Origin of the sequence: Paenibacillus nanensis (assembly GCF_003583765.1) — a bacterium.
In the GTDB taxonomy this organism is placed as follows: domain Bacteria; phylum Bacillota; class Bacilli; order Paenibacillales; family Paenibacillaceae; genus Pristimantibacillus; species Pristimantibacillus nanensis.
Window position 1 is genome coordinate 415,906 of the sequence record NZ_QXQA01000001.1, and the last position, 23,691, is coordinate 439,596.

Below are 23,691 nucleotides of genomic sequence, written 5' to 3' on the forward strand. Positions count from 1 at the left end.
CAGGGATGTCGGATCAAGTCCAATATAAGGTTTACGGGCAAGTGCAATGCAATCAAAAACCGTTTGCCAAAGTTACGGTGCAGGCGTTTCATCTTCAATTCCAAGACGAGGTTCTGCTGGGAACGGCAGTTTCGGATGAGCAAGGAAACTACCAGATTGTCTACGCTAAGTCGGCGGAGGAGCCTATTCATCTCCAAGTGCGAGCGGGAGACAGCGGCCGGCCTTTGGCCGCTTCCCCTACCGTATTTAATGCCGGCGCATTAGAGACGATTCATTTAACGGCGACGGGTGTCGTCGAGAAAAGCGAATGGGAGCAAATGGAGGAGGCTCTGCTGCCTCTTCTAAAAAAATTAAAGCCTCATGAGCTGAAAGAGCGCGAAATCGAATATTTGGTAGGGACTACTCCGTATTCGACCTTCCAAGTGACGCAATGGGCTGCGGCTTATAAGTCGCATCAGGAAGTAAAAAAGGTTTCTGCCGCATGCTTCTTCGGATTGCTGCGGATGGGATTCGCGGGAAACGCGGACCAGGTCGCCTCTTACCGCGCTGAAGAATTGACAAGAGCGCTGCAAGAAGCCGCGAATCAACAGCTTATTCCGGCTCTGGCGGAGAAAGAGCTCGAGGGGGTTGTGTCGGCGCTCAAAAAAAGAGAGCGGGAGCAGCTAAAGGCTGCCGCGCGCGATTATAACTCCGCCGACGAAATCATCTTTGTGTCGCTGCTCAAGGACTGGACGGATAACAAGTCCATTCTTCTTCAGGAAATAAGGAAGCTTAAGCGAGATGGAGAAACGTTCATTCAGACGCTAGTCAGGCAGGAGGCTTCCGATTGGGTGTCGTTTCTGGAAGGATGCGTGTCCCATGGCCTCGAGCTTCCGGCTGCTCCGGGAGAGCAATCGAAAGAAGAGCAATTGGCGTTCATCGCCGATCAGCTGCTGTACCGGATTGAAAAGCAGTATACGAACGCCTTTATTAGTTATCGGCTAAAGCAGCAGGGCGTGAACAGGCTGAAGCAAGGGCCTTCTGTCCTGGACCGTCTGGCCGACTTTTTCGAGCAGGCGGAGGACTTCGATCTTAAGACGTCTGTAATTGACGATCTGTTCAAGGAGCGCAAATCGCTGAAGATGACTCCGGATGCCGCCGAGCAAGAAGAGCTAACGAGCCGTCTCAAAGCTTTCCAGAGAGTCGCGCAGGTCGCTCCTCGTTTTGCCCATTTCAGCGCATTAATTCAAGAGGGGTACGACTCCGCCTACCAGATCAGCAGCGTAAGCCAGCCGGCGTTCGTGCAGAAGTTCAAGGACACGCTGGGCGAAGCGCAGGCGCAACAAATTTACGCCAACGCGGAGCATCTGACTGCAACGATGACGCACTTGATCACATCGATGCGTCAGGCCGTTCAGGATGCAACTCCTGCGATTATGCGGGAGAAGGAAGAACAGAGCGCGAGCGCGCTAGCCGCCGGTAATTTGCCGGATTGGGCCTCGCTCTTTGGCCGCCTGGATATTTGCGAATGCGAGGAATGCCGTTCCGTCTACAGTCCAGCCGCTTATTTGGTCGATTTGCTGCAATTCCTGAATCCGAAGGAAGCATCGCCATACGCCAGCAAACGGCCGATCGAAGTGCTGCTCGCCCGCCGTCCGGATATCGAGCGCTTGAAGCTGACGTGTGAAAACACGAATACCACGCTGCCTTATATCGATCTGGTGAACGAAGTTTTAGAAAGCTATATTGTGTTAGGGCGTCCCGTCGAGAACAATACGTCCGAGGCGATTACTTCTGAGGCGCTGGATGTGAACCGCGAATATAATGACGGGTTTTCGGAAGATATTTTTAATCAAGCCTATGCCTTGCTGAAGGATGCCATCTTTCCGTTCGAGCTTCCGTTCGACCGGCATCTTGAGAGCATCCGCGCTTATTTGAAGCAATTGCATACATCCCGTTACGATCTGATGGAGTTGTTCCCTAACAGCTCTCTCGCAGTCGATCGTGCGGGGGAGTATGTCGGGATGTCGTCAAAGGACGTGAAGATTTGGCTTGACGGCGAGGGTCTTCACCCTTTGGAGTACTTCGGGTACACGATGTACGCGCCGGGACTTTCCGCGACCTATTATTCGGATCAATCGATGGGAAGCGCCATTAATTATCGGTATGACGCGACCCCGACGTTCTACTGGTCTGGTGAAAAGCTTCCGGTTCCAAGAGGGTTCGCGGTTCAGTGGGAAGGGCTGATCGTTCCGAATAAGACCGATTATTATACGTTCCAGACGTCTACGGAAGGAAGCGTCAGGCTATGGATTGACGACGAGCTCATTATTGATGCGTGGACACCGCACCGGTTAGCTATGCACACGAGCGCTTATCCGTTCTTTTTCGAGGAAGGGAAGTCTTATTCGTTTCGGATAGCCTACGCCGATACTTCAACCACACCGCGTTTCGGACTGACTTGGTCGTACAAATTTGTAAATGGCGCTGAACCCGAAGCTCATAACTTCAAAATGAGAATTTCGCCCGAAGTGAATCTTCAATATGTGCCGTATTTCTTAAGAAAAACGGATTTAAGCTATGAAGAGCTTCTGGAGCTGCTCTCGCTTCGGTATATCAATCCGGACCCGCTGGCTCCGGAAGTGAAGCTTGTTGTCTATGGCAATGAAAACAATATGAACGACAGGAACTTAATCGGGCTTGAGCAGCTCAATTACGCCCCGCTCGGAAGAATGCATCGTTTTATCCGCCTATGGCGCAAGCTGGGCATTTCCATGCAGGAGCTAGATAAGCTGTTGCTGCGGTTCGGCAATACGCCAACCATGTTCCTTGTCAGCTATGTTGAGATGAAGAAACTGCAGCAAAAGCTTCAGGGCAGCTATACCGTCTCCGAGCTTCTCTCTTTATGGTTCCGGATGGACACGGAAGGCAATCCGTCTCACTATCACTCGATTTATTTGAACAAATCCTTGTTCAACCCGCCGGACGCGGATTTCGAATTAACAGCGGATCATAATGAACTGGCAGGCAAAGATTTGCTGCTCTATTCCAAAAAGCCCATTCTGCAAGCCGCGCTTCGCATCACCGAAGCGGAGCTGCTCGCGATTCTGGAGGACGCGAACCTGCCGGTTTCCTCGGCAAAGCTGAATTTGTTAAATGTGACGACCTTGTACCGCTACGTATTTTTGGCCCGGGCGTTAAAATGCTCGATTTCCGATTTGATTGCGTACAAACTGCTATTTAATCTGAATCCTTTTGCCGCGCCAACCAACACCTTGAAATTTATCGATCTGCTCCAAACCTTGAAAGACAGCTCGTTCCCATGGGATACGATCAAGTATCTCTACTTTAATGATGCCAAGCCGGCAACCGTTAACCGAGTGGATCAGCTCATTGCCGGCTTACGGAAGAAGCTGACGGCGGGCTTTGAGCAAATCGTAAGCGATTCGCAGGTTTCGGAAGAGGAGCAGAACGAGCAGAAACGGTTGCTAATCATCCATGCGCTAAGCGAAGCTTTTCAAATTACCGTGCCGTTAACGGCCTGGTTCATTGAAAGTGAACTGCATTCGTCCGGCGCCGATACCCAGCTTCGTATGATTCGGGACTTTGAGCAGCCGGAAGGGCTTGCTTTTGCGCTTTCGATCCGGAAGCTCGACAAGGTTGCCCAACTTCTGCAGAACTTCCAATTAAACGATCAAGAAGTGCAGCTGATTGTCGCAAACAAGGATGTTTTTGGTCAGCTCGATTGGAATAGCTTCACGGCTGCCGGAAAGCCGGCTGCGGCTCAGATTCGAACATGGTTCCAGCAATGGCTCCGTTTGGCGGAATATGCGCGGTTGAAGCAATCGCTCATTCCTACCCAGCAGACATGGTTCGACCTGTTCCAGGAGGCCAGAAGAACGGGGGCTACGTTATCGACAGGCTTAGATAAGCTGTCCTCGCTCACAGGCTGGGACCGCAAGGACCTGGAGATCATCTGCGGCGCGTCGTGCTTGAACCTCAATCTTCAGGCGCTGCTCGCAACGCCGAGCTTGCTGATGATCGAGTCCGTGATGACGAGGGTGAAGCAAATCGGGCTTTCCGTGGAGCAGCTAAGCGCCTGGATGCAGTCTAAGCTAACCGCAGAGCTTTCCAAAACGGTCAAAAGCACCGTCAAGGCAAGGCTTGACGATCAGACTTGGCAGCAAAGCGCTTCGGTGATCGAGGATGAGCTGCGCAGGAAACAACGGGCCGCGCTGGTCGCGTATGTCAAAATCAACAAGATGAACGCGTCGTCGGAAGCGGACTTATATGATCATTTCCTGATTGACGTAGAGATGGGCGCTTGCATGAAGACCTCCCGAATCAAACAGGCGATCGCATCTGTTCAATTGTTCGTTCAACGATGCCTGTTAAATCTGGAAAGTGAAGTGCCGCCGATCGTAATCGACGCGAAGAAATGGGAATGGATGAAAAACTACCGGTTATGGGAAGCCAACCGCAAAGTCTTTCTGTATCCCGAGAATTGGATCGAGCCGGAGCTGCGCGACGATAAAACGCCGTTTTTCAAAAAAGTGGAGAGCGAGCTGCTGCAAAACGAGATGACGGAGGAAAATGCGGAAAACGCGCTGCGCGGTTATTTGGAAATGATGGACGAAGTCGCTCATCTCGATATTATGGGGATGGATGAGCTCGTTACGGACACGGAGCGGACGCTGCATGTTTTTGGGCGTACGGAGTCTGTGCCGCATATTTATTATCACCGCACGAGAAAGGATAATATCTGGTCGCCGTGGGTAAAGCTCGATGCGGAGATTCAAGGGAATCACTTTATACCGGTCGTGTTTAACCGCAGACTTTATTTGTTCTGGCCAGTCTTCGAGAAGACCGCGCCGCCGGGGAACAATATTCCGACGCAGGACCAGCAGGGATCTACCCCTAAGGAACGTTTCACCTTAAAGCTGGCTTGGTCCGAGTATAGGAAGCAGAAGTGGTCCAAGAAAAAAATGTCGACGCTTCAGGTCAATCTGCCGGAGATCACGTACGGTGTAGATGAGCAGCAGGAAAAGCTATGGTATGGTTTCCGCGCCGTTCCTTTTAGCGATAAGATCCGGTTTGATATTGGGCTGGGCTTGAGCCAGACGACTTGGGACGTGACGAATTACCACTACCGGCATCTAGGCTTGCTTTGGTTCGATATTAATGAAAATTTCACGTATGCCTACGACAACTCGGTTTATACGCGCAGCAGCGCTGTTTCTGTTCGTCAGCTTGGCATGCAGTTAGCTTCCTTGAATGACAAACAAGCATTAACCTATTTTTACAGCGCAGAGCCCGCAAGCTCTTCACGCTCGATGACGTTCTTAGGCACCTCGCAGAGCGGTTTCAGACTTACGGCGAGGCCCGACGATATGTGGTTCTTCTACGCGCATCAGTATCGGAAGCCGTCGTTCTTCTATCAAGATAGTCTGCGGACCTACCTGGCCGAGCATCGGGCGGATTGGGGGAACGGGGATCCGAATCTGCAGTTCACTGCTCACTACCATCCCTTCATCATGTCGTTTATGCACGCGCTCAACATGGGGGGAATTGACAGTCTTTTTTCGAAATATATACAAACGTCCGAAAATACAACGGCTTTCCAAACGAACTACCAGCCAACGGCTAACGTCTATCCGGTTTATCCGAGAGAGAACGTGGACTTCGAATACGGCAGCGCGTACGGGGTATACAACTGGGAGCTGTTCTTCCATGTGCCGTTGATGGTGGCGGACCGGTTGTCCAAGGAGCAGCGCTTCGAAGAGGCGAAACGCTGGTTCCATTATATATTTAACCCTACGTCTCACGATTTCGATAATATCCCGACGCCGTGGAACTTCAAGCCGTTTCGGGATAATCCGTACGCTCACGCGCAGATCTGGGATTTGCTGCTGCTGCTGGCCGATCCGGAGGGATCGTTGGAGCAGAAGGAGAAGCTCAGAAACCAAGTCGCGGCGTGGCGGCAAAATCCGTTCGAGCCGCACCGTATTGCGCGGATGCGGATCAGCGCTTATCAAAAAAATGTCGTGATGAAATACATCGACAATCTGCTTAGCTGGGGCGACCAGTTGTTCGCGCAGGATACGATGGAGTCGATTAACGAGGCGACGCAGCTTTATATTCTTGCTCACCATATTCTCGGCCCACGCCCGGAGAGCATGCCGCCGATTACAACAACGCCTTCGAAAAGCTACAGCGAGATTAAGCAGGAGCTGGATGAATTCTCGAACGTGCTCGTAGAAGCGCAAAACCGCTTCCCGTATGCAGCTGTTGAGGATTACCCGTCGGAAAACCATTTTAGCGCCGCCAACTTTAATGTCATTCATTCGTTATACTTTGGCATTCCAAGGAACGATAAGTTGCTTTCTTATTGGGACAAAGTGGAGGACCGGCTCAATAAGATCCGCAGCTGTCTGAATATTGACGGAGTGGCGAGATCGCTGTCCCTGTTCGAAGCGCCGATTGATCCGGCCATTGCGGTTAAGGCCAAATCGGCAGGGCTTGATCTCGGTACGGTGCTAACGGATTCGCAGGCGGCGCCAAGCCATTACCGCTTCAGTTATCTTCTTCCGAAGGCGCTGGAATTGGTGCAAGAGGTGAAGTCTCTCGGCGGCCAATTATTATCCGCGCTTGAAAAGAAGGATTCCGAAGCGTTGTCCGTCTTGCGGGCGAAGCATGAGCCGGCCTTGCTGCAGCTCATTCGCCAAATTAAACAAATGCAGATCGACGAGGCGAAGAACGCATTGGAGGGAATCGAGAGGACAAAAGCGGTTACGCAGTACCGGTATGATCATTACCGTTCTCTTGAATTTACGAATGTGTACGAAAAAGCTCATCTGGTTCTAACGGGCACGGCCGCGAATTATCAAACGCTCGGGCAGGTCGCCGAGCTTGCCGCGGCAATTGCGAGGGCTTTGCCTGACATCGACCTCGGGGTATCCGGCTGGGCGGGTTCGCCTGTCGTCAAAGCGAGATATGGCGGCAGTAATGCCGGCGCGGCGGTCGAGGCATTCAGCCGCTCGATGAATCTTCTTGCTTCCATTGCGAATACGTCCGCGTCTATGAGCGCCACAATGGGCGGGTATGCGCGGCGGTCTCAGGATTGGAAGCTGCAGGAGAACCTTGCAAGCCGCGAGCTTGCGCAAATTGAGAAGCAAATCGCGTCTCAGCAAATCCGAATTATGATCGCGGAGCGGGAACTGAGCAATCACGAGCTGCAAATTCAAAACTCGCTGGAAGTCGAAAGCTTCCTAAGAGACAAATATACGAATGAAGACTTGTATCAATGGATGGTTTCTCAAATTTCGGGATTGTTCTTCAACGCTTACCAGCTGGCCTATCAGGCTGCTAAAAAAGCGGAGGCGGCTTACCGTTTCGAGCGGGGCATTACGACCTCCAATTATATTCGGTTCGGGCATTGGGACAGCATGAAGAAAGGGCTGCTCTCCGGCGAGAGGCTGTACCTGGACCTGAAAAATTTGGAGCTCGCGTATCAGGAGCAGAATGCGAGGGAATACGAGCTGACGAAGCAAGTCTCGCTGCTGCATTTGGATCCGCTCGCCTTGCTCGCGCTCAAGACCACCGGCAAATGCGTCATCTCCTTGCCTGAGGCGCTGTTCGACATGGATCATCCGGGTCATTATATGAGGCGGATCAAAGGCGTTACGCTTACGATTCCATGCGTAACAGGCCCGTATACCGGCGTGAACGGAAGGCTAACGCTGGAGTCGAGCAAGATCAGAACGAGCAAGCTGGCCGCGGGTTATGCGGAGCAGCGGGATGAGGATTTCTTAACGGACTTTACCCAGGTAGAATCGATTGCCACAAGCACGGGGCAGAACGACAGCGGCTTGTTTGAATTGTCCTTCCGCGACGAACGGTATTTGCCGTTCGAAGGAGCCGGCGTAATCTCGCAGTGGCAGCTGGAGCTCCCTAAGGAAGCGAACGGATTTGATTTCGATACGATTTCCGATGTTATTCTTAAGATCATGTATACGGCCCGCGAAGGCGGAGACCTGCTCCGGAAGGCTGCCGTTCAAGCTGCGCAGCTGCCGGCGATGCCGCCGCAGGGCGTGGCGGCGCCTGCCGAGAAAGGCCCGGCGCAGTCTGAACTGCACCGCATGTTCAGCCTCAGACACGAGTTCGCGAATGAGTGGCGTCAATTTATGTATCCGCCAGCCGCTTCGCAGACTCAAGCATGCCGAATCGTTATCAATCCGGAACGCTTCCCTTACCGTTACAGAGGGCGTACCTTAAAAATTGAACGCCTGCAAGTGTTTCTGCAGCTCAAAGAGGGAATCGCTTATCCGAATGGAAAGGCTGAGCTTGAGCTTACATTCTATCCGGCGGGGTCAACGGCAGGCCAGAGCGTCATCCTGCACAGCGACGCCAATTATATGGACGGCGTTCCGCAGGCATCGATTCCAATTGGCGGATCCGTTGTTACGTATGACAACGTGAATGACTCCAATCTTTGGACCTTTGAAGCGGCCGAATCGAAGATCGGCTTGCTGGACCCCTCGCTCGTTAAAACCAGCGTGAGCGGCGTGAAGCAGCTGAACCCCGATGCGATTGAAGATATGATCGTGTTGTGCCGCTACAAAGCGGAATAATAGGAGAAGGAAACGGCCATCCCCGACGGGTGGCCGTTTTTTTCGCAGAATCCGTAAACAACGGTTAGAATAAAATTGTACCTTGAGTTCTCCAGTCGGCCGTAGGTATACTCGTTACGATAAGTTGGTAATGCAGTCCGTACAAGAGAAGGAGAAGCAGCACATGATCAAGGAATTAGCCGCAATGCGTCTAGAAACTGAACGCCTTGTGATCCGCCCGTACATAGAAAGCGATTTGATGGAGTCGTTTACATTCATGCAGGATTCGGAGTTATTCACTTATATGCATATGGGCGTATTGCCGTTCGAGGAATACAAAGGTTTGTTCCAATGGCTGATGGAAAGCTACAGCACGCCTTTCCAACAGCCATTCAAATACTCGTTCGCCATCCGAAGCCAAACAACGGGGGCGTTCATCGGCTGGTGCGGCGTAGGAACGCTTGATTTCAGCAAGCCGGATAAGGAATTGTATTATATGATCGGGCGCGATTATTGGGGACTAGGCTATGCGACCGAAGCGGCTTCCGCTTTAACGGCTTTCGCATTCGACGTGATCGGGCTGGACCGGTTATATGCGAAAGCGGACCCGAGAAATCATGCGTCCCTGAGAGTCTTCGAGAAGCTGGGCTTTATGTTCGACCGCGTTCTGGAAGGGCTGACAGGCGACGATGAGGATTGCAACGGCGAGAGGATGTACGTGCTGACGAAGGCTCGGTTTGATGAGCGGCGCGTCTAAATAACGAAAGGGGAAGCGTCATGCGGGAGCCCAAATTATTTGTCATTACCGGCATTATGGCAAGCGGCAAATCGACGGTCGCGCAGCTGCTTGCCGAACGGTTTGAGAGGTCAGTGCATCTTCGGGGGGACGTCTTTCGAAGGATGATCGTCAATGACAGAAGAGAAGTTCATCCTGACGCCGCGGAGGAAGAGCTGGATCAGCTCCGGCTTCGCTATCGATTGGCTGTCCAAGCTGCAGATACGTATGGGGAAGAAGGATATACGGTCGTTCTTCAGGATGTCATTGTCGGCCGGGTATTAAATGATTTTGTAGCGCTTATCCAAAACCGTCCCTTCTACCTCGTCGTATTGTGCCCGGATGCGCAGACCGTTGCGGAACGGGAGGCGGGCCGTCACAAAAAGGGATACGGCTTATGGAGCGTAGCCCAATTAGACCATGTGCTGCGTCACGAAACGCCGGCTATCGGGATGTGGCTGGACACGTCTCGATTAACGCCGGAGGAGACGGTCGACGCGATACTCAAACGAGCGGAGGGCGAAGCGCTAATACGAAACGATTAGGGTACCTGGAGGTACCCTTTTCTCTTGCTATTGGCCAAAATATTCGCCGCCGTCGACATGAAGGGTTTGCCCGACCACATAGGAAGAATCGTCTGTCGCCAAGAAGAGGTAGGCGGGAGCGAGCTCCGCGGGCTGAGCGGTCCGTTTCATCGGAGTGCTGTAGCCGTATGTGGTATAAATCGAAGGGGGAAAGGCTGATGGAATGAGAGGGGTCCAGGTTCTGCCCGGCGCAACCGAATTGACCCGGATTCCTCTGGCAATAAGAGATGCGGCTAAGGCGCGGGTGAAAGAGGTAACGGCTCCTTTGCTGGAGGAATAATCGATGATACCGGGATAGCCCTCGACGGCCGCTATGGAGCTCGTGTTAATAATGGCGCTCCCCGGCCTTAAATACGGAACAACGGATTTGGCCATATAGAAATAGGAGAACACATTCGTTCGGAATGTGCGTTCAAGCTGTTCGGCGGTTACTTCTTCTATGTTGTAATGAAAAAACTGTGTCCCGGCATTATTGATCAAAATATCGATACGGCCATATTCGGCTATTGTCCGCGCGACAGCCTCTCGGCAAAAGGGCTCATAACCGAGATCTCCGGCTATCGCCAGACATCTGCGCCCGAGCTGCCGTATGCGTTCCTGCGTCTCCGCCGCGTCCCCATGCTCATTAAGATAGACGATGGCGATATCGGCGCCTTCTTTGGCGAATAAGTAGGCGATTGCGCGGCCAATCCCGCTGTCCCCGCCGGTAATAACGGCAACCTTGCCTTGCAGCTTGCCGCTTCCGGTTTGACCGGGCTTCTCCGAAAGGGGCCTTGGGATCATAACCGATTCGATGCCGGGCAGCCCGGGTTGATACTGAGGCGGAAATTCGACCGGAATCGTATCGCATTTGGTTTGTTGTCCGTAATTCGGTTGCACTTGAGTTCCTCCATGATTTTAATTATTATACAGATTATTCCACGGAGGAGGATGGGTTCCCTTAGAGCTGGGGGCTTTTTCTACTCGCCGATGAACCCCTTCCAGAATACGCGCATAATGCTGGAGGCGGCCTCTTCAACGTCTGCGAAAAGGGAGGCGCCGTCGGCTTGCCTATAATTCCCCACTTTCACTAACGCAATATAGGAATGCGCCGCGAATTTTGCGTGGATGCGCGGGATTTCCCCTTTTTCTATCGCTTCCAGAAACGCTTGTTCAATACTGACGAACATATTTTCCTCGGCCGCTTTAATTTCATGAACTTGATCGCCGCTCAGCGACGTCCGGGATTCCCTCATAAATCCGTCCATGTCAATCGTCATCGTTGCCCGCAAATGGGCGACGGTCACATCCATAAGGCGTTCATATAAGGGCTTGTCCGCTCCTAACATCTCGTTAATCCGCTCCCGTATCCGAACCATTAACGCGACGATCGATTCTTTGAACAGCTCCGCTTTTGACTCGAAATAATAGTAGACGCTTGCTTTTGTCACCTGGGCGTTATGGGCGATGTCGTCAATCGAGACGACCTGATAGCCGTTATTAATAAAAAGGCCGATTGCCGTCTGCAGGATGACTTCCTTCGTTGACTTGCCGTTTTCCGCCGCTTTCGGCCGGCCGGGCATCCGCTTGCCTGATTGTTTGGCCATCTTGATTCCTCCTTGCAAAAAACGCGCTTTGAAAATTAACCAACCGGTATATATAATTATTTTAGATAAAAAAGAGACAAAAAACAATTCCAAAGGAAATGGGGAAACAGGATGCGGGATTTTCTTGTTCAGGCCGTAGGGGCAGCTTCAAGCCGAAAAGGGAGGTGGGCAACGCTTGCGATATGGATTCTGCTCGCGGGCGTTCTTTCCGCGGTTCTTCCGAGCGTCAACAGTGTAACCAACAATGGCGCCGCGAACTTGCCGGATAATGTCATGTCCGTGCAGGCGGAGCAGATCGCCAAGGAGCAATTTCCGAACGATACGGGAACGCCGCTGCTTCTTGTATGGTATCGCGGGGAGGGACTGATCGATCAGGACTATCAGCTCGTATCGGAGCTGTATCGGCATCTGGATCAAAACCCGTTGTCGGCGCAATCCTTTATCCCGCCGCTCGGAGGCGTTCCCGTTCAAGCCTTGCAGGCGTCCGCCTCTGAGGATGGGACATCGATTGTAACGCCAGTGTTTATGGATAAAACAGCCACTACAGACGAGCTGACGGAAAATCTGGAGGAGCTCAAGCGCCGCCTAATCGAGCGGGGCTCGGCGGAGCTGTTCGACAGAGATACGGGCGAAGCCGGCCTGCATGTCCGGTTCACGGGGCCCGCGGGCATCGCGACGGATGCGGCGGCGCTGTTTACGAAAGCGGATGTGACGCTGCTTATTTCGACGGTTCTCCTGGTCTTGATTTTGTTAATTTTATTATACCGTTCGCCGATATTGGCTATTGTGCCGCTGATCGGAGTAGGATTTGCCTATGGCGTGACCGGACCTATTCTCGGACTATTGGCGGAGAAGGGCATCATCGTAGTGGATTCGCAGGCCGTCTCCATCATGACGGTGCTGTTGTTCGGAGCGGGCACGGATTATTGTTTATTTTTAGTTTCAAAATATAGGGAATACTTGCTGGAGGAAGCGGATAAATATAAGGCGCTGCAGTCGGCGGTCCGGCATTCCGGCGGCGCCATACTGGTTAGCGCGATAACGGTTGTATTGAGCTTGAGCGCGCTTCTGCTGGCCCGATACGGCTCCTTCCACCGGTTTGCGGTCCCTTTCAGTCTGGTGATTCTCATTATGGGTATTGCCGCATTAACGTTGCTGCCGGCGTTGCTCGCGATATTCGGCAGAGTGTCCTTTTTCCCTTTTATCCCGAGGACGGAAGGCATGCTTGCCGCTTTGGAGGCGAAAAAAGGGAGGAAGCTGCGGAGACGGCAAGCGCACAGCAAATTCAACCGGCAGCTTGGCCGCTTCGTAGTAGGCAAGCCTTGGACGGTCATCATTTTGAGCGTCGTTCTGCTAGGCGGGCTCGCCTTGTTCTCGCCGAGAATTCAATACACGCAAAATCTGCTCGAATCCTTCCCGGAGGATATGCCGTCGAGAGAAGGGTTCACGATCATGTCCGAGCATTTCACGCCTGGCGAGCTGGCTCCGGTTCAGGTTATTGTCGATACGGAAGGGAAAGAGCTGGATTTGCAGGAGAAGCTGAGCGGCCTGCCGCTCGTGGACCATGTCGCTGAGCCAAGGCAGGGCCAGGAGGATGCGGGCATTTTATCTTATGATCTGGTGCTTGCGAACAATCCTTACGACGCGGAATCGATCGAATGGATGCCGGTTCTGAAACAGAAGGTGTCGGAGGCATTAACCGATGCGGGAATCAATCCCGGCAACTATTGGATTGGCGGGGAGACTTCGAAGCTGTACGATACCGAAATGACGACAGACCGCGATATGAAGCTGATCATCCCTGTAGTCATTGTTATGATCGCTGTTCTGCTCTTGATTTATTTGCGCTCGATTACGGCTATGATCTATCTTATAATTACCGTATTGCTTTCCTATTTCTCCGCTCTGGGAGCAGGCTGGCTCCTTATTCACTATGGACTGGACATGCCGGCGATCTCGGGGCTCATCCCGTTATACGCTTTTGTTTTCTTAGTGGCACTCGGAGAGGATTACAACATATTTATGATATCGAGCATATGGAAAAACAGGCGCACCCAGCCGCATCGCCAAGCGATCGCAAACGGCGTCAGCGAAACAAGCAGCGTCATCACGTCGGCCGGCCTTATTCTAGCCGGAACCTTTGCGGTGCTTGCGACGCTGCCGATCCAAGTGCTCGTGCAATTCGGCATTGTCACGGCAATCGGGGTTCTTCTGGACACCTTTGTCGTCCGTCCGCTGCTTGTTCCCGCAATTACAGCGGTGTTAGGGCGCTATGCGTTTTGGCCGGGCAAACTGTGGAAGCAAGAAGAAGAGGAAAGCCGGAAACAACAACAAACAGAATAGAAGCAGGAGACAAGAGCAGCTTTAGAGCCTTTCGCTCTAGAGCTGCTTTTGAATGGAAGGAGAGTATGGAACCATGATTACGCTAAAATCGGAGAAGGAAATACGCGCGATGCACGAAGCGGGCAAGCTGCTCGCATCCTGCCACCGGGAAATCGCGAAACGAATTGCGGCAGGCGTCACAACGATGGAGATCAATCAATTTGTCGATAACTATTTGAGAAAGCATGGAGCGATACCTGAACAAATCGGATTCAACGGTTACGAGTATGCGACATGCGCGTCCATTAACGATGAAATATGCCATGGTTTTCCACGCAGCACGCCGCTGAAAAACGGGGACATTGTTACGATTGATATGGTCGTGAACTTGAACGGCGGATTGGCGGATTCCGCATGGACCTATGCGGTGGGCGAAATTTCGGACGAATCGAAGCGTCTGATGGAAGTGACATTGAACAGCCTGTACAAAGGGATTGAGCAGGCGGTTATCGGCAATCGATTGGGAGATATCGGGCACGCCATTCAAACCTATGTGGAAGCGGAAGGTTTTTCCGTCGTCCGGGAATTTACCGGTCACGGCATCGGCCCTACCCTTCATGAAGAACCGCAGGTTCTGCATTACGGCACTCCGGGGAAAGGTCTCCGGCTGAAGGAGGGAATGGTTATCACGATCGAACCTATGGTCAATGTAGGGACATGGCGCAGCAAGATGGACGATAACGGCTGGACGGCCAGAACGTTAGACGGCAAGCGGTCCGCGCAATATGAACACACGCTCGCGATTACAAAGGATGGGCCTCTCATTCTGACGCTGCAATAATTTTGGTTCGCAAAAGGAAAAAATGTTGTTGCAAAACGAATGGAGATTGTGTATAGTGAAATCAAGTTAGTGATTGGTCAATCAATAATAATGAAAAAGAAAGGAGAGTGGCTAGAAGCATGGCTAAAAGCGGTACAGCCTCCGTTAACCGCCGCGTGGAAATCGTGTCCGCGGCCATCGAAGTATTCGCAGAAATTGGTTATTATCGCGCAACCACCGCCCAGGTCGCAGAGCGAGCGGCTATCTCGCAGCCGTATGTGTATCGTTTCTTTACGAAGGAATCCCTTCTTGTCGAAGCTCTTGAGGTATCCTGGCAGCGGATCTTGAAAGCTTTCCAGCAGGTAATAGAAAGGGCTGAGCCGGCAGAGCTGGAGATCGGCTTAATTAGAGCCTATGAAGAGATTACCCACTCGCATCGAAGCGAAATTTTACTGCAGATGCAAGCGCAGACCATTCAAGAGGCGCCGATCCGGGACGCGATGCGCAAAGGGTTAGGCGAAGTGAAGCAGCTTGTGGAGAAGGCGTTCGAGCAAGCAGGGATCGCGGACGCGGCGGAGAGAACGTCGAATTTTTTGGCTAGAGGTTTATTGTGTAACGTCGCAATGGCGATGGATATGCCGGAATTAATGAAAAAGAGATAACAAAATTTTTTTCCTGATTAGTAATTGGTCAATCAATAACAGACAATTTTAAAGGAGAGGTTAAAAAATGAAAACAATTTCGCATAACGCGCGGGCCGGCGAATCAAAAAGCGCGCTGAGATGGTGGGCTCTCGTCGTGCTGGCCCTGGCGCAATTTCTGGTGGTGCTCGACGCTTCAATCGTTAATATTGCGCTTCCGACGTTGGGAACAGAGCTTCAGATGAATACGACGGCGCTCAGCTGGGTCATTACGGCTTATGTTCTGCCGTTCGGAGGACTGCTTTTGCTTGGCGGAAGGCTGGCGGACCGGTACGGTCATCGGAACATTTTTATCGCGGGAGTCGCTGGTTTCGTCATCACTTCGGCTGCCGCAGGGCTTGCGGCCTCCGGGACATGGCTGTTGGCGGCGCGCGCCATCCAAGGCGTATCGGCCGCTCTGCTGGCTCCGGCCGCGCTTGCGCTGGTCACGAAGCTGTTCACCGAGCCGCAGGACCGCGCTAAGGCGCTTGGCATTTGGGGCGCCGTAGCCGGAATCGGCAGTGCCGCAGGCGTTCTGCTTGGAGGCGTTCTTACTTCATCCTTCGGATGGCCGGCTGTATTCTTTGTGAATGTTCCCGTAGGTTTGCTCGTCATTGCAGCTATTCCGGCCTTAGTGGGCAAAGATTCCCCAGGCGAAAGCAAACCAATTGACTTGCCAGGAGCGATTACGGTTACAGGCGGAATCGTTGCGCTGGTTGCCGCTCTTTCCGAAGCGGAGCATGGGGGATGGACCAGTCCGGTCGTCTTGTCGCTTACGGTTGCCGCTATCGTTCTTCTCGCCGCTTTCGTCATGATTGAGAAACGGTCGAAGGATCCTCTTGTTCCGTTCAGCATCTTCCGCAACAAATCGGTATTAGGCGGGAATCTGGCGCTGCTGCTGATCGGCGGCGCAGTAACAGGGCTGTTCTTTGCGCTTTCGGTCTACATGCAGCAGGTGCTGCACTATAACGCAATGACAGCGGGCCTTACGCAGCTGCCGTTAGCCGGCGCTTTGGTTGTGATCGCGGGGATCGTGCCGGGATTCATCAAATCGATCGGCACACGCTGGACATTAGCGGTTTCTCTTGGATTGTTCGCGATCGGTTTGATTTGGTTGTCGATGGCACCGAGCGATGCTGCTTTCGTCGCCGATTTGCTTGGACCTACAATCGTCATTGGGGTTGGTTTAGGCGGAGCCTTTGTCGCAGGGACGGAATTGGCGGTGCATGGCGTGGACGACCGCGATGCCGGCTTGGCGAGCGGACTCGTGAATACGAGCCAGCAAGTGGGGGGCGCTGTTGGTATTGCGATTTTGGCGACGCTGGCTGCAACACGAACGGACGGTTTATTGTCGGACGGCAAAGAAAGCTTACAGGCGCTGACCGGCGGCTTCAGCTGGGTATTCCTGGGGGCGGCAATATTTGCGGTCGCGGGAGCTTTGATTGTTATCGCGGTTGTACGGCCTTCCGTTTCGAACAAAGTGATTGATCAACCAATAACAAAGAAGGAAAGGGTGAATCCTCAATGACTGGTCAGCAAACGAAACAGAGGCGAAAGCTCAAAATCGGAATGAGCAGCTTGCTTGTGCTTTGTATTTTAATCGGTGCCACGGTTGCGGTCTATTTCTGGCAAATCCGGCTTCAAAAGCCGGAGGAAATCAATATGGCGGAGCATATGCATCATGCGGGCTCCGCCGCGCATGCCGCGCATTCGCAATCATCGGCCCAGAGTGTATCCTGCGAGACTTTGACTGCGGAAGATGACGATGCGCCGGTTCGAGAGTTCGAAATGACGGCAGCCCAAACGCCCATTAAGCTGGACAATGGGGAAGAGGTGAAGGCCTGGACGTTCAACGGGCTTTCGCCCGGACCGGAAATCCGCGTCACGGAGGGGGAACGGGTCGTTGTGAAGCTGCGCAATAAAGATATTGATGCGGGCGTTACGATTCATTGGCATGGCGTAGTTGTTCCCTGTTCGCAGGACGGGGTAGCGGGAGTCACGCAGGATGCGGTGAAGCCGGGCGAGGAATTTACGTATACGTTCATCGCATCCTCGCCGGGATCCTACTGGTACCACTCCCATCAGATGAGCTCGATCCAAGCGGAGAAAGGACTGCTCGGCTCCTTTATTGTCGAGCCGAAGGAAGCCGAATATACGGCGGCTCAAGACGTCGCCGTTCTTATGCAGAAGCTAGGTTCTACCTGGATTCTTAACGGCAAGACGGGCGGGCTTGCCATTCCAGGCAATCCGGGGGATACCGTGAGACTGAGACTGACGAATACGACCGACGATACGCAGAAGATGGTCGTCGAAGGTGCGCCGTACCGGATTATCGCATTGGACGGCCATGCGATTCATCAACCGGGCATTCTCGAGTCTACGGGCTTTAAAATCGGGGCGGGCCAGCGATTTGATCTGCTGATCGAGCTGCCTGAACAAGGGAAGGCAGTGGTCAGAAGCGAGCAGAATGACCATTTTAACATTTCGTTGGGCCAAGGAGCCGAGCCGATCAGGGTCGCAAGCGAACGGCAGTTTTCGCTGACGGACTACGGAGCACCGCTGGCAAATGATCCGATCGCGGAAATTTCCTTCGACCAGTCTTTTGAGTTGAAGCTCGGCCAGAATTTATTCGTTAATACCATTAACGGCCAATCCTTTCACGAAATTCCGCCTATCCTTGTGAAGGAAGGCGAGGAGATCCGAATAACGGTCACGAATGAAGGCGGAGGAGACCATCCGTTCCATATTCACGGCCATAGGTTCCGGGTGCTGAGCAAAAACGGCGAGCCGTTAAAGGGAAGCCCCGTCTACTTGGACACGATTCTAACGCAAGATGACGAGAGCTATGAACTGTATCTGATTGCGGATAACCCGGGCTTATGGATGGCGCATTGCCACAATCTGCAGCATGCTTCGATGGGGATGAGCATGATGCTGAATTACGAAGGCGTCACGACGCCATACCGAGTGGGCACGAAGTCCGGCAATTTGCCTGATCTATAAAATACACCTATCGAAATGGAGGAATTAATCATGCGTAAAGCGATGGTTGTAAGGGCAGGGAGCGCTCTGGGGAGCGAACTGATGAAGCGATTGGAGGCTCAAGGCACGGAGGTAACAGCCGTTTTTAAGCCGGGGAAGAGAACCGCGCAAGAGCTGTTTGACGCCGCGGAAGGAGCGGATGTGATTTTTTATGGGACTCATTTGAGGTATGATGACGAGCCGGAAAAGGCGCGGCGGCTGACGGAGACTGTAATGGAGGCGGCAAGAAGGAGCGGCGCGAAGGTGGTCAGGATCGATGGAATCTACCAGCCGCCGGAAGAGGCGGATCCTTGGGCGGACACATCCGGCTCTCCGCCTTCCGTGCTGAGGATTCAAAGCCCGGAGCTCTACGGGGCCTCCGTTAAAAACACGATTATTTATTATATGCTGAAGAAGCTTGCGCATGGAAAAAAAGTGACGACTCTCGGAAGTCTGGATGCTCCGCGCGAATACCTTTATCTTCCCGACGCCGCCGGCCGTATCGTGGAGTTAGCCTCATGGGAATCCGCATACGGCCAGACCTGGAATATTCGAAGCGGCTCTGAGGTATCGCTTAGGCAGCTTCTTCAGGCTGCTGGAGAAGCAATCGGCGTAAAACCTATTCTAGAACCGATCGGCGGCTGGAAGCTGCGTTTGCTCCATCGCTATGATACGCGCATAAGCGGTCTATTGGACCGTTATGAGCTTTCGACGCAAACGCAGCATAAGGATCAAATGGCCTTGATGGGCACAGTTCCCGTAACGCCATACGCGATTGGCGCAGCCGAGACGATAAGAAGTATGATGGCCCGAAAAGAATGAAGGTGAAGAGCTATCCCAGCCGCAGGTGCGTCAGCTTATCCGGATTCCGAACGAGGTACATCTTGTGAACGAGGCCGTCCTTAAACGCAAGGCTGACGACAGTCGGAAACGGCTCCGAGGGCGTGCTGAGCACAAAACCAAGCTGCCCGTTCACCTTCACGAGCCGTACGCTGCCGGCGCCGTCGTCCTTCGAAGCGAGTCCTTGTATAAACGCAAGGACTCGCTTGCTTGTTTCGATCGGCTTAATGGCGGCGAACACCTTGCCGCCTCCGTCGCTGTACAAGACGATATCTTCCGACAGCATCGCAAATAGTCCTTCCATGTCGCCAGTGGAGGCGGCATGGAGAAAACGCATCACCAGCTGGTCGGCATGCTCGTTAGCGGCCGGTTCCGCAGCCTTCTCATCGTCCTGAATTTTTCGTTTTAGACGGCTGTAGATTTTGCGGCAGCCGATCTCCGTCCGGTTCACAAAATCCGCAATCTCGCGGTAATCGTAATCGAAGGCCTCCCGCAAAATAAATACCGCGCGCTCTATCGGCGTCAGCCTCTCGAGCATGACGAGGAAGGCGTACGAAATCGTGTCTTCCAGCTCAATCGTCTGAATGGGATCCTGCCCCGCGTTGGAGCCGGAAATTACGGCAGCCGAATAGTCCTGCACCAGCGGCTCGGGAAGCCATGGTCCGACATAGACCTCTCTCTTCTTGCGGGCGGATTTCAAATAATCGAGGCAGCGGTTCGTTACGATTTTGCATAAATAAGCCTTCAGATTGCGAACGGACGGGTTCTCCTTCGAACGCTCCTGCTGCTGGACGGTTAAAAAAGCGTCCTGCACCAAGTCTTCGGCATGCGTAACGGATCCCAGCATCCGATACGCGATGGATAGAAGAAGCGGCCTGTACGTTTGGTACACGGAATCAAGCTCCACGATGAATCCCTTCTTTTCCCTTTTGTATACGAGCTATTATACAATGAGCGGCGTCTTTCGCGCTTGTTAAAGATGCGTTTGCCAGCATCCCGGAGTCCCCCGCCCAGTCGCCTGCCGCGTAAAGACCGGGCCGGCCTTCGACTGCAGTCCCGGGTCTGCCTTTAAAACCGCCGCTTTCGGCGGTTACGGCGGCGTGGGAGACCAGCAGGCGCGGAAGGAACCGCTGCTGGACGACATGGCTGCGCCAGCCGGGCTGAATAAGGTCCAGGAACCCTTCCAGCTCGCGTTTATCCTGCTGCGGGTCGGATTCCATTCCAACCGGTAAGTATTTCATCGCGTGTACGACCGAAAGCTCCGGATCATCGGAGAACGAAGCGACGGCGGAGTGGTTGGAGTAATACCAAGGGAAATCGGCGCCAAGCGCAAACCGGGTTTTCGGATCCGGCATTCCTTTCACAACGAGATCCAAGCAGGCGGCCCGGACGGGGATTAGCTGCTCATAGCGGGCGGCATCCGCAGAAGGCAGAGCGGGATGAAGGAGCGAGAGCGTTTCCGTCGGCCCTGCTGTCGACAAGACGCTGCGGGCGGCAAGCTGTGTTCCGTCTTTTAACGAAACGGTCATTTGCGGCCAGGCGCCGGCTATTTCGGCGGCAGGCGAGCTCGCGCGGATCGAGACGCCGGCCTGCAGCGCTTGTTCGGTTAGCTGGCTGACGATGCTTTGCCAGCCGCCGTCCACGTATAGAACTTGACCATGCTGCAGCTGCTCGATGGCGGCCCCTGCGCTAAGCAGGCGGGGCGCATGGCAGTAGGTAGACACGCGCACGAGCGCTAGGACGAGACTCTGCACGCGCGGACTCGCAATTTGCGAATCTAGATAAGCTTGCAGGCTAACCGAACGCAAAGCGGAAGAATCCGTCTTGCGCAGGCGGGAGTAGAAGCGGAAAAGCTGCATTTTTTCGTTCCATTTCAAAAAAGAGCCTAAAAACAGTTGAGCGAACGGAAGGGCTTTGTTCTGGCCGTTGGTCCCTTTAAACACAAACGTGCCATTCGGCTTAGGCGATGCGCCGGTCAGCGAAACGCCGACCTCCCGCAGAATGGGAAGCGCGCTCTTATAGAGAGCATGAGGCCCAAGATTAACGCGGGCATTCGCCATTTCAGTCGAATCCGCGCGGCCGCCGGCTTTCCCCCCTTTGTCGAGCAGCAATACGGACAGTCCCTCCCGCGCCATATAAATGGAGGCGGTTAACCCCGCGATGCCGGCTCCAACCACGATAACGTCCCATTCCTTATTACGGTCTTGATTCATGCGTATCATCCTTTCAGCTTTGTTGCTAACAAGACGACTAACGGAAAGGATTTGTGACCATACCATTAAAATAGTTGGAGTAAAACCAAATATTTGATTGTTTACCCATTAAACAAAGTCTGATAATCTAAATGTTGTATTTGCGAAAAAGGAGTGATCACGTTGACGGATAAAAAGAAAAAAGTAGTCGTAACAGGCGGCAGCGGCATGCTGGGGCGCTGGGTTGTGAAGCATTTTGTCGAGCATGGCTATGAGGTTCTGAACGTGGACACTCGTCATCCTGAAGAGGAGCTCTGTCCGACGCTTATTGTCGATCTTCAAGATTTGGGCCAGACCTACGGCGCGCTGGCAGGGGCAGACGCGGTTGTACATATGGCGGCGATTCCAAGAGCGGGAATGGTACCGCCTGAGGTGACGTTCCGCAACAATGTGATGGCGACTTATAACGTGTTGGAAGCGGCAGCGGGACTCGGGATCAAGAAGGCCGTAATCGCTTCAAGCGAATCCTCGTACGGCATCTGCTTCGCGGTGCATCCGTTCGGTCCGCAATACGTGCCAATGGATGAAGAGCATCCGCAGCTGCCGCAAGACAGCTATGGCTTGTCGAAAGTCGTCAACGAGCTGACGGCGGATATGTTCCATCGAAGATCCGGCATCCAGGTTGTGTCGCTGCGGCTTGGCAACGTCATTCCGCCGGAATGGTATGAGCGCTTCCCGTCATGGATCCATAATCCTGAAGAGCGGGAGAGAATTTTATGGAGCTATATCGATACCCGCGACGCTGCGGAAGCTTGCCGTCTTGCGATCGAAACGGATGGTCTCGGTTCCGTCGCGCTGAACCTGGGATCGAACGAAACAAGCATGGCTATTCCAAGCCGCGAACTGATGGCCGCGCGTTATCCGGAAGTGACGGATTTCCGCGCACCGCTTGAAGGCTATGAAGCGCTGCTGAACAGTGAAAAAGCGATGAAGCTGCTCGGCTGGGAGCCAAAGTATAAGTGGCGCGAGCAGTTAGGCAAATAATGGAGTATTAGTTGAGGCTTGCCCTTATCGTACGAGTTGTTCGAGAAGGGCAATTTCTTTTTTTGCATCAATCACATGACGAAAGAAGTGGAGTGGACTTGGGTTATCTTCTTCTGCTGCTCGCGACGCTCGCGTGGAGCTTTGTCGGCGTGCTTGTTAAGACGTCATCAACCATGGTGGACAGCTCGGTCATTACATTTGCGCGGTTTTTTTTCGGTGTCATTTTTCTTGGCATCATTTTATTTATCAGGGATGGCAAAATTCAGCTTCGTATAGGGCTGAAGTGGATATGGATTGGCGCGGTCGGGAAGGCGCTCAATTATACGTTTGAGAATATCGCGATTAAGCTTGGCTACTCCTACGGCAACATTCTGGTGCAGCCGGTTCAGACCGTCGTGTTGTTGTTGGCGGCATGGCTGATGTTCAAGGAGAAGATAACGCCGCGAGGCTGGCTTGCCGCGCTGCTGTGCATCGCGGGGGTCCTCGTCGTCGGCTGGAACGGAAAGCCGGTAAGCGAACTTATGGAGGGCAGCGGACTGACGTCGCTGTTGTTTACGCTCGCCGGGATCGGCGCCGCGATTCATGTATTAAGCCAGCGGATGCTGCTTAAAGTGATGGACAACGGCAATATGAATTTATCGGTATTTTTCGTAAGCACGTTAGTCGTTATCACTCCAATTCCCATGCAAACGGATGGCCTTGGCCTAGTTGGTCCCGTAACCGTCTGGGCTGTCTTGGCCCTGGTCCTGTTAGGCGTGATTACAGGTCTTAGCTTCTTCTGGTTTGCGGAAGCGATTAAGCGTGTCCCGTTCGCCATCGTCGCGATTGTCGGCAATAGTATGGTTCTCTTTACTTTATTATGGTCGTATTTATTTTTCGACGAGCCGATGACGCGCTATTTAATTGCCGGAACGGTTATTTTTATCGCGGGCATTCTGCTGCTGAACTTCCCGATGCCGCGCCGAAATAAGGAGGGGGCGGTTCCCGAGCCTGCAAGGTGAGGGGGCTGTCTCCTTTTTTCATTTTCCGGTTGGAGCTTCGTATCCTCCGCTTTGCCCTCGCAGCCCGCCGCAATGATATCGCCGACCCCATGCAGCGCAATGGCAGCCGCTTTTAGAGCCGTTTCAATATAAATTGCCCCGTTAAAACAGCCCCTTTTCATTCGCGTCTAGTAGGTCCCTTCCCGTATATGCAACCATTTCCCGCCGTTTGTTCGACAATTATTTCCTGGGTCATAAT

15 protein-coding genes are annotated in these 23,691 nt (G+C 53.1%); 11 read left to right on the plus strand and 4 right to left on the minus strand.

The genetic code is table 11. The features are described from left to right. The first annotated feature begins 5 nt into the window (after positions 1-5). The 3 genes from D3P08_RS01815 (at position 6) to D3P08_RS01825 (ending at position 9,908) form a co-directional block, all read left to right on the plus strand. Positions 6-8,609, plus strand: a complete 8,604-nt coding sequence (locus D3P08_RS01815; protein ID WP_162848333.1) for a Tc toxin subunit A-related protein — start codon at positions 6-8, stop codon at positions 8,607-8,609. Positions 8,610-8,772: 163 nt separating this feature from the next. Beyond that, positions 8,773-9,345, plus strand: a complete 573-nt coding sequence (locus D3P08_RS01820) for a GNAT family N-acetyltransferase (RefSeq protein WP_119597705.1) — start codon at positions 8,773-8,775, stop codon at positions 9,343-9,345. Positions 9,346-9,365: 20 nt separating this feature from the next. After that, positions 9,366-9,908: an AAA family ATPase gene (locus tag D3P08_RS01825; protein ID WP_119597706.1), complete on the plus strand. Its 543-nt coding sequence runs from the start codon at positions 9,366-9,368 to the stop codon at positions 9,906-9,908. Between the two features lie 27 nt (positions 9,909-9,935). On the opposite strand, the gene D3P08_RS01830 is transcribed toward D3P08_RS01825, so the two are convergent. Both D3P08_RS01830 and D3P08_RS01835 read right to left on the minus strand, forming a co-directional pair. After that, entirely contained in the window at positions 9,936-10,826 is an 891-nt protein-coding gene (locus tag D3P08_RS01830) for an SDR family oxidoreductase (RefSeq protein WP_240647198.1), read from the minus strand. An 80-nt stretch (positions 10,827-10,906) separates the two neighbouring features. Then, entirely contained in the window at positions 10,907-11,533 is a 627-nt protein-coding gene (locus D3P08_RS01835; protein WP_119597707.1) for a TetR/AcrR family transcriptional regulator, read from the minus strand. Between the two features lie 111 nt (positions 11,534-11,644). Between D3P08_RS01835 and D3P08_RS01840 the strand changes: the two genes are divergently transcribed. The 6 genes from D3P08_RS01840 to D3P08_RS01865 all read left to right on the plus strand — a co-directional run bounded on the left by D3P08_RS01840 (position 11,645) and on the right by D3P08_RS01865 (position 19,198). Beyond that, positions 11,645-13,876 carry an MMPL family transporter gene (locus tag D3P08_RS01840; protein ID WP_119597708.1) on the plus strand — a complete coding sequence of 744 codons (2,232 nt, stop codon included), beginning with the start codon at positions 11,645-11,647 and terminating at the stop codon, positions 13,874-13,876. Between the two features lie 73 nt (positions 13,877-13,949). Continuing rightward, a complete protein-coding gene (map, locus tag D3P08_RS01845; protein WP_119597709.1) occupies positions 13,950-14,696 on the plus strand; it encodes a type I methionyl aminopeptidase in 747 nt (248 codons plus the stop codon). A 119-nt stretch (positions 14,697-14,815) separates the two neighbouring features. Beyond that, on the plus strand, positions 14,816-15,337 hold the full coding sequence (locus D3P08_RS01850) for a TetR/AcrR family transcriptional regulator (RefSeq protein WP_119597710.1): 522 nt from the start codon (positions 14,816-14,818) through the stop codon (positions 15,335-15,337). 67 nt (positions 15,338-15,404) lie between these two features. Then, on the plus strand, positions 15,405-16,883 hold the full coding sequence (locus D3P08_RS01855; RefSeq protein ID WP_119597711.1) for a DHA2 family efflux MFS transporter permease subunit: 1,479 nt from the start codon (positions 15,405-15,407) through the stop codon (positions 16,881-16,883). Next, positions 16,880-18,358, plus strand: a complete 1,479-nt coding sequence (locus D3P08_RS01860; protein ID WP_119597712.1) for a multicopper oxidase family protein — start codon at positions 16,880-16,882, stop codon at positions 18,356-18,358. Before D3P08_RS01855 ends, D3P08_RS01860 begins: the two co-directional genes overlap by 4 nt. Before the next feature lie 30 nt (positions 18,359-18,388). Further along, a complete protein-coding gene (locus tag D3P08_RS01865; protein WP_119597713.1) occupies positions 18,389-19,198 on the plus strand; it encodes a Rossmann-fold NAD(P)-binding domain-containing protein in 810 nt (269 codons plus the stop codon). Between the two features lie 10 nt (positions 19,199-19,208). Here the strand turns inward: D3P08_RS01865 and D3P08_RS01870 are convergent, their stop codons facing one another. Then, complete coding sequence (locus tag D3P08_RS01870) at positions 19,209-20,123, minus strand: RNA polymerase sigma-70 factor (RefSeq protein WP_119597714.1); 915 nt, start codon at positions 20,121-20,123, stop codon at positions 19,209-19,211. Beyond that, positions 20,113-21,429, minus strand: a complete 1,317-nt coding sequence (locus D3P08_RS01875; protein WP_162848334.1) for a phytoene desaturase family protein — start codon at positions 21,427-21,429, stop codon at positions 20,113-20,115. The genes D3P08_RS01870 and D3P08_RS01875 overlap by 11 nt, the downstream gene beginning before the upstream one ends. A gap of 162 nt (positions 21,430-21,591) precedes the next feature. On the opposite strand from D3P08_RS01875, the gene D3P08_RS01880 reads away from it, so the two are divergent. Next, positions 21,592-22,452, plus strand: a complete 861-nt coding sequence (locus D3P08_RS01880; RefSeq protein ID WP_276311103.1) for an NAD-dependent epimerase/dehydratase family protein — start codon at positions 21,592-21,594, stop codon at positions 22,450-22,452. Between the two features lie 98 nt (positions 22,453-22,550). Beyond that, a complete protein-coding gene (locus D3P08_RS01885; RefSeq protein WP_119597716.1) occupies positions 22,551-23,453 on the plus strand; it encodes a DMT family transporter in 903 nt (300 codons plus the stop codon). Positions 23,454-23,691 lie beyond the last annotated feature (238 nt).

What these genes read in the sequence shown, in the direction of transcription:
- D3P08_RS01815 (WP_162848333.1), top strand. Translation starts at nt 6, where the DNA reads ATGTCGGATCAAGTCCAATATAAGGTTTACGGGCAAGTGCAATGCAAT.
- D3P08_RS01820 (WP_119597705.1), top strand. Translation starts at nt 8,773, where the DNA reads ATGATCAAGGAATTAGCCGCAATGCGTCTAGAAACTGAACGCCTTGTG.
- D3P08_RS01825 (WP_119597706.1), top strand. Translation starts at nt 9,366, where the DNA reads ATGCGGGAGCCCAAATTATTTGTCATTACCGGCATTATGGCAAGCGGC.
- D3P08_RS01835 (WP_119597707.1), bottom strand. Translation starts at nt 11,533, where the DNA reads ATGGCCAAACAATCAGGCAAGCGGATGCCCGGCCGGCCGAAAGCGGCG.
- D3P08_RS01840 (WP_119597708.1), top strand. Translation starts at nt 11,645, where the DNA reads ATGCGGGATTTTCTTGTTCAGGCCGTAGGGGCAGCTTCAAGCCGAAAA.
- map (WP_119597709.1), top strand. Translation starts at nt 13,950, where the DNA reads ATGATTACGCTAAAATCGGAGAAGGAAATACGCGCGATGCACGAAGCG.
- D3P08_RS01850 (WP_119597710.1), top strand. Translation starts at nt 14,816, where the DNA reads ATGGCTAAAAGCGGTACAGCCTCCGTTAACCGCCGCGTGGAAATCGTG.
- D3P08_RS01855 (WP_119597711.1), top strand. Translation starts at nt 15,405, where the DNA reads ATGAAAACAATTTCGCATAACGCGCGGGCCGGCGAATCAAAAAGCGCG.
- D3P08_RS01860 (WP_119597712.1), top strand. Translation starts at nt 16,880, where the DNA reads ATGACTGGTCAGCAAACGAAACAGAGGCGAAAGCTCAAAATCGGAATG.
- D3P08_RS01865 (WP_119597713.1), top strand. Translation starts at nt 18,389, where the DNA reads ATGCGTAAAGCGATGGTTGTAAGGGCAGGGAGCGCTCTGGGGAGCGAA.
- D3P08_RS01875 (WP_162848334.1), bottom strand. Translation starts at nt 21,429, where the DNA reads ATGAATCAAGACCGTAATAAGGAATGGGACGTTATCGTGGTTGGAGCC.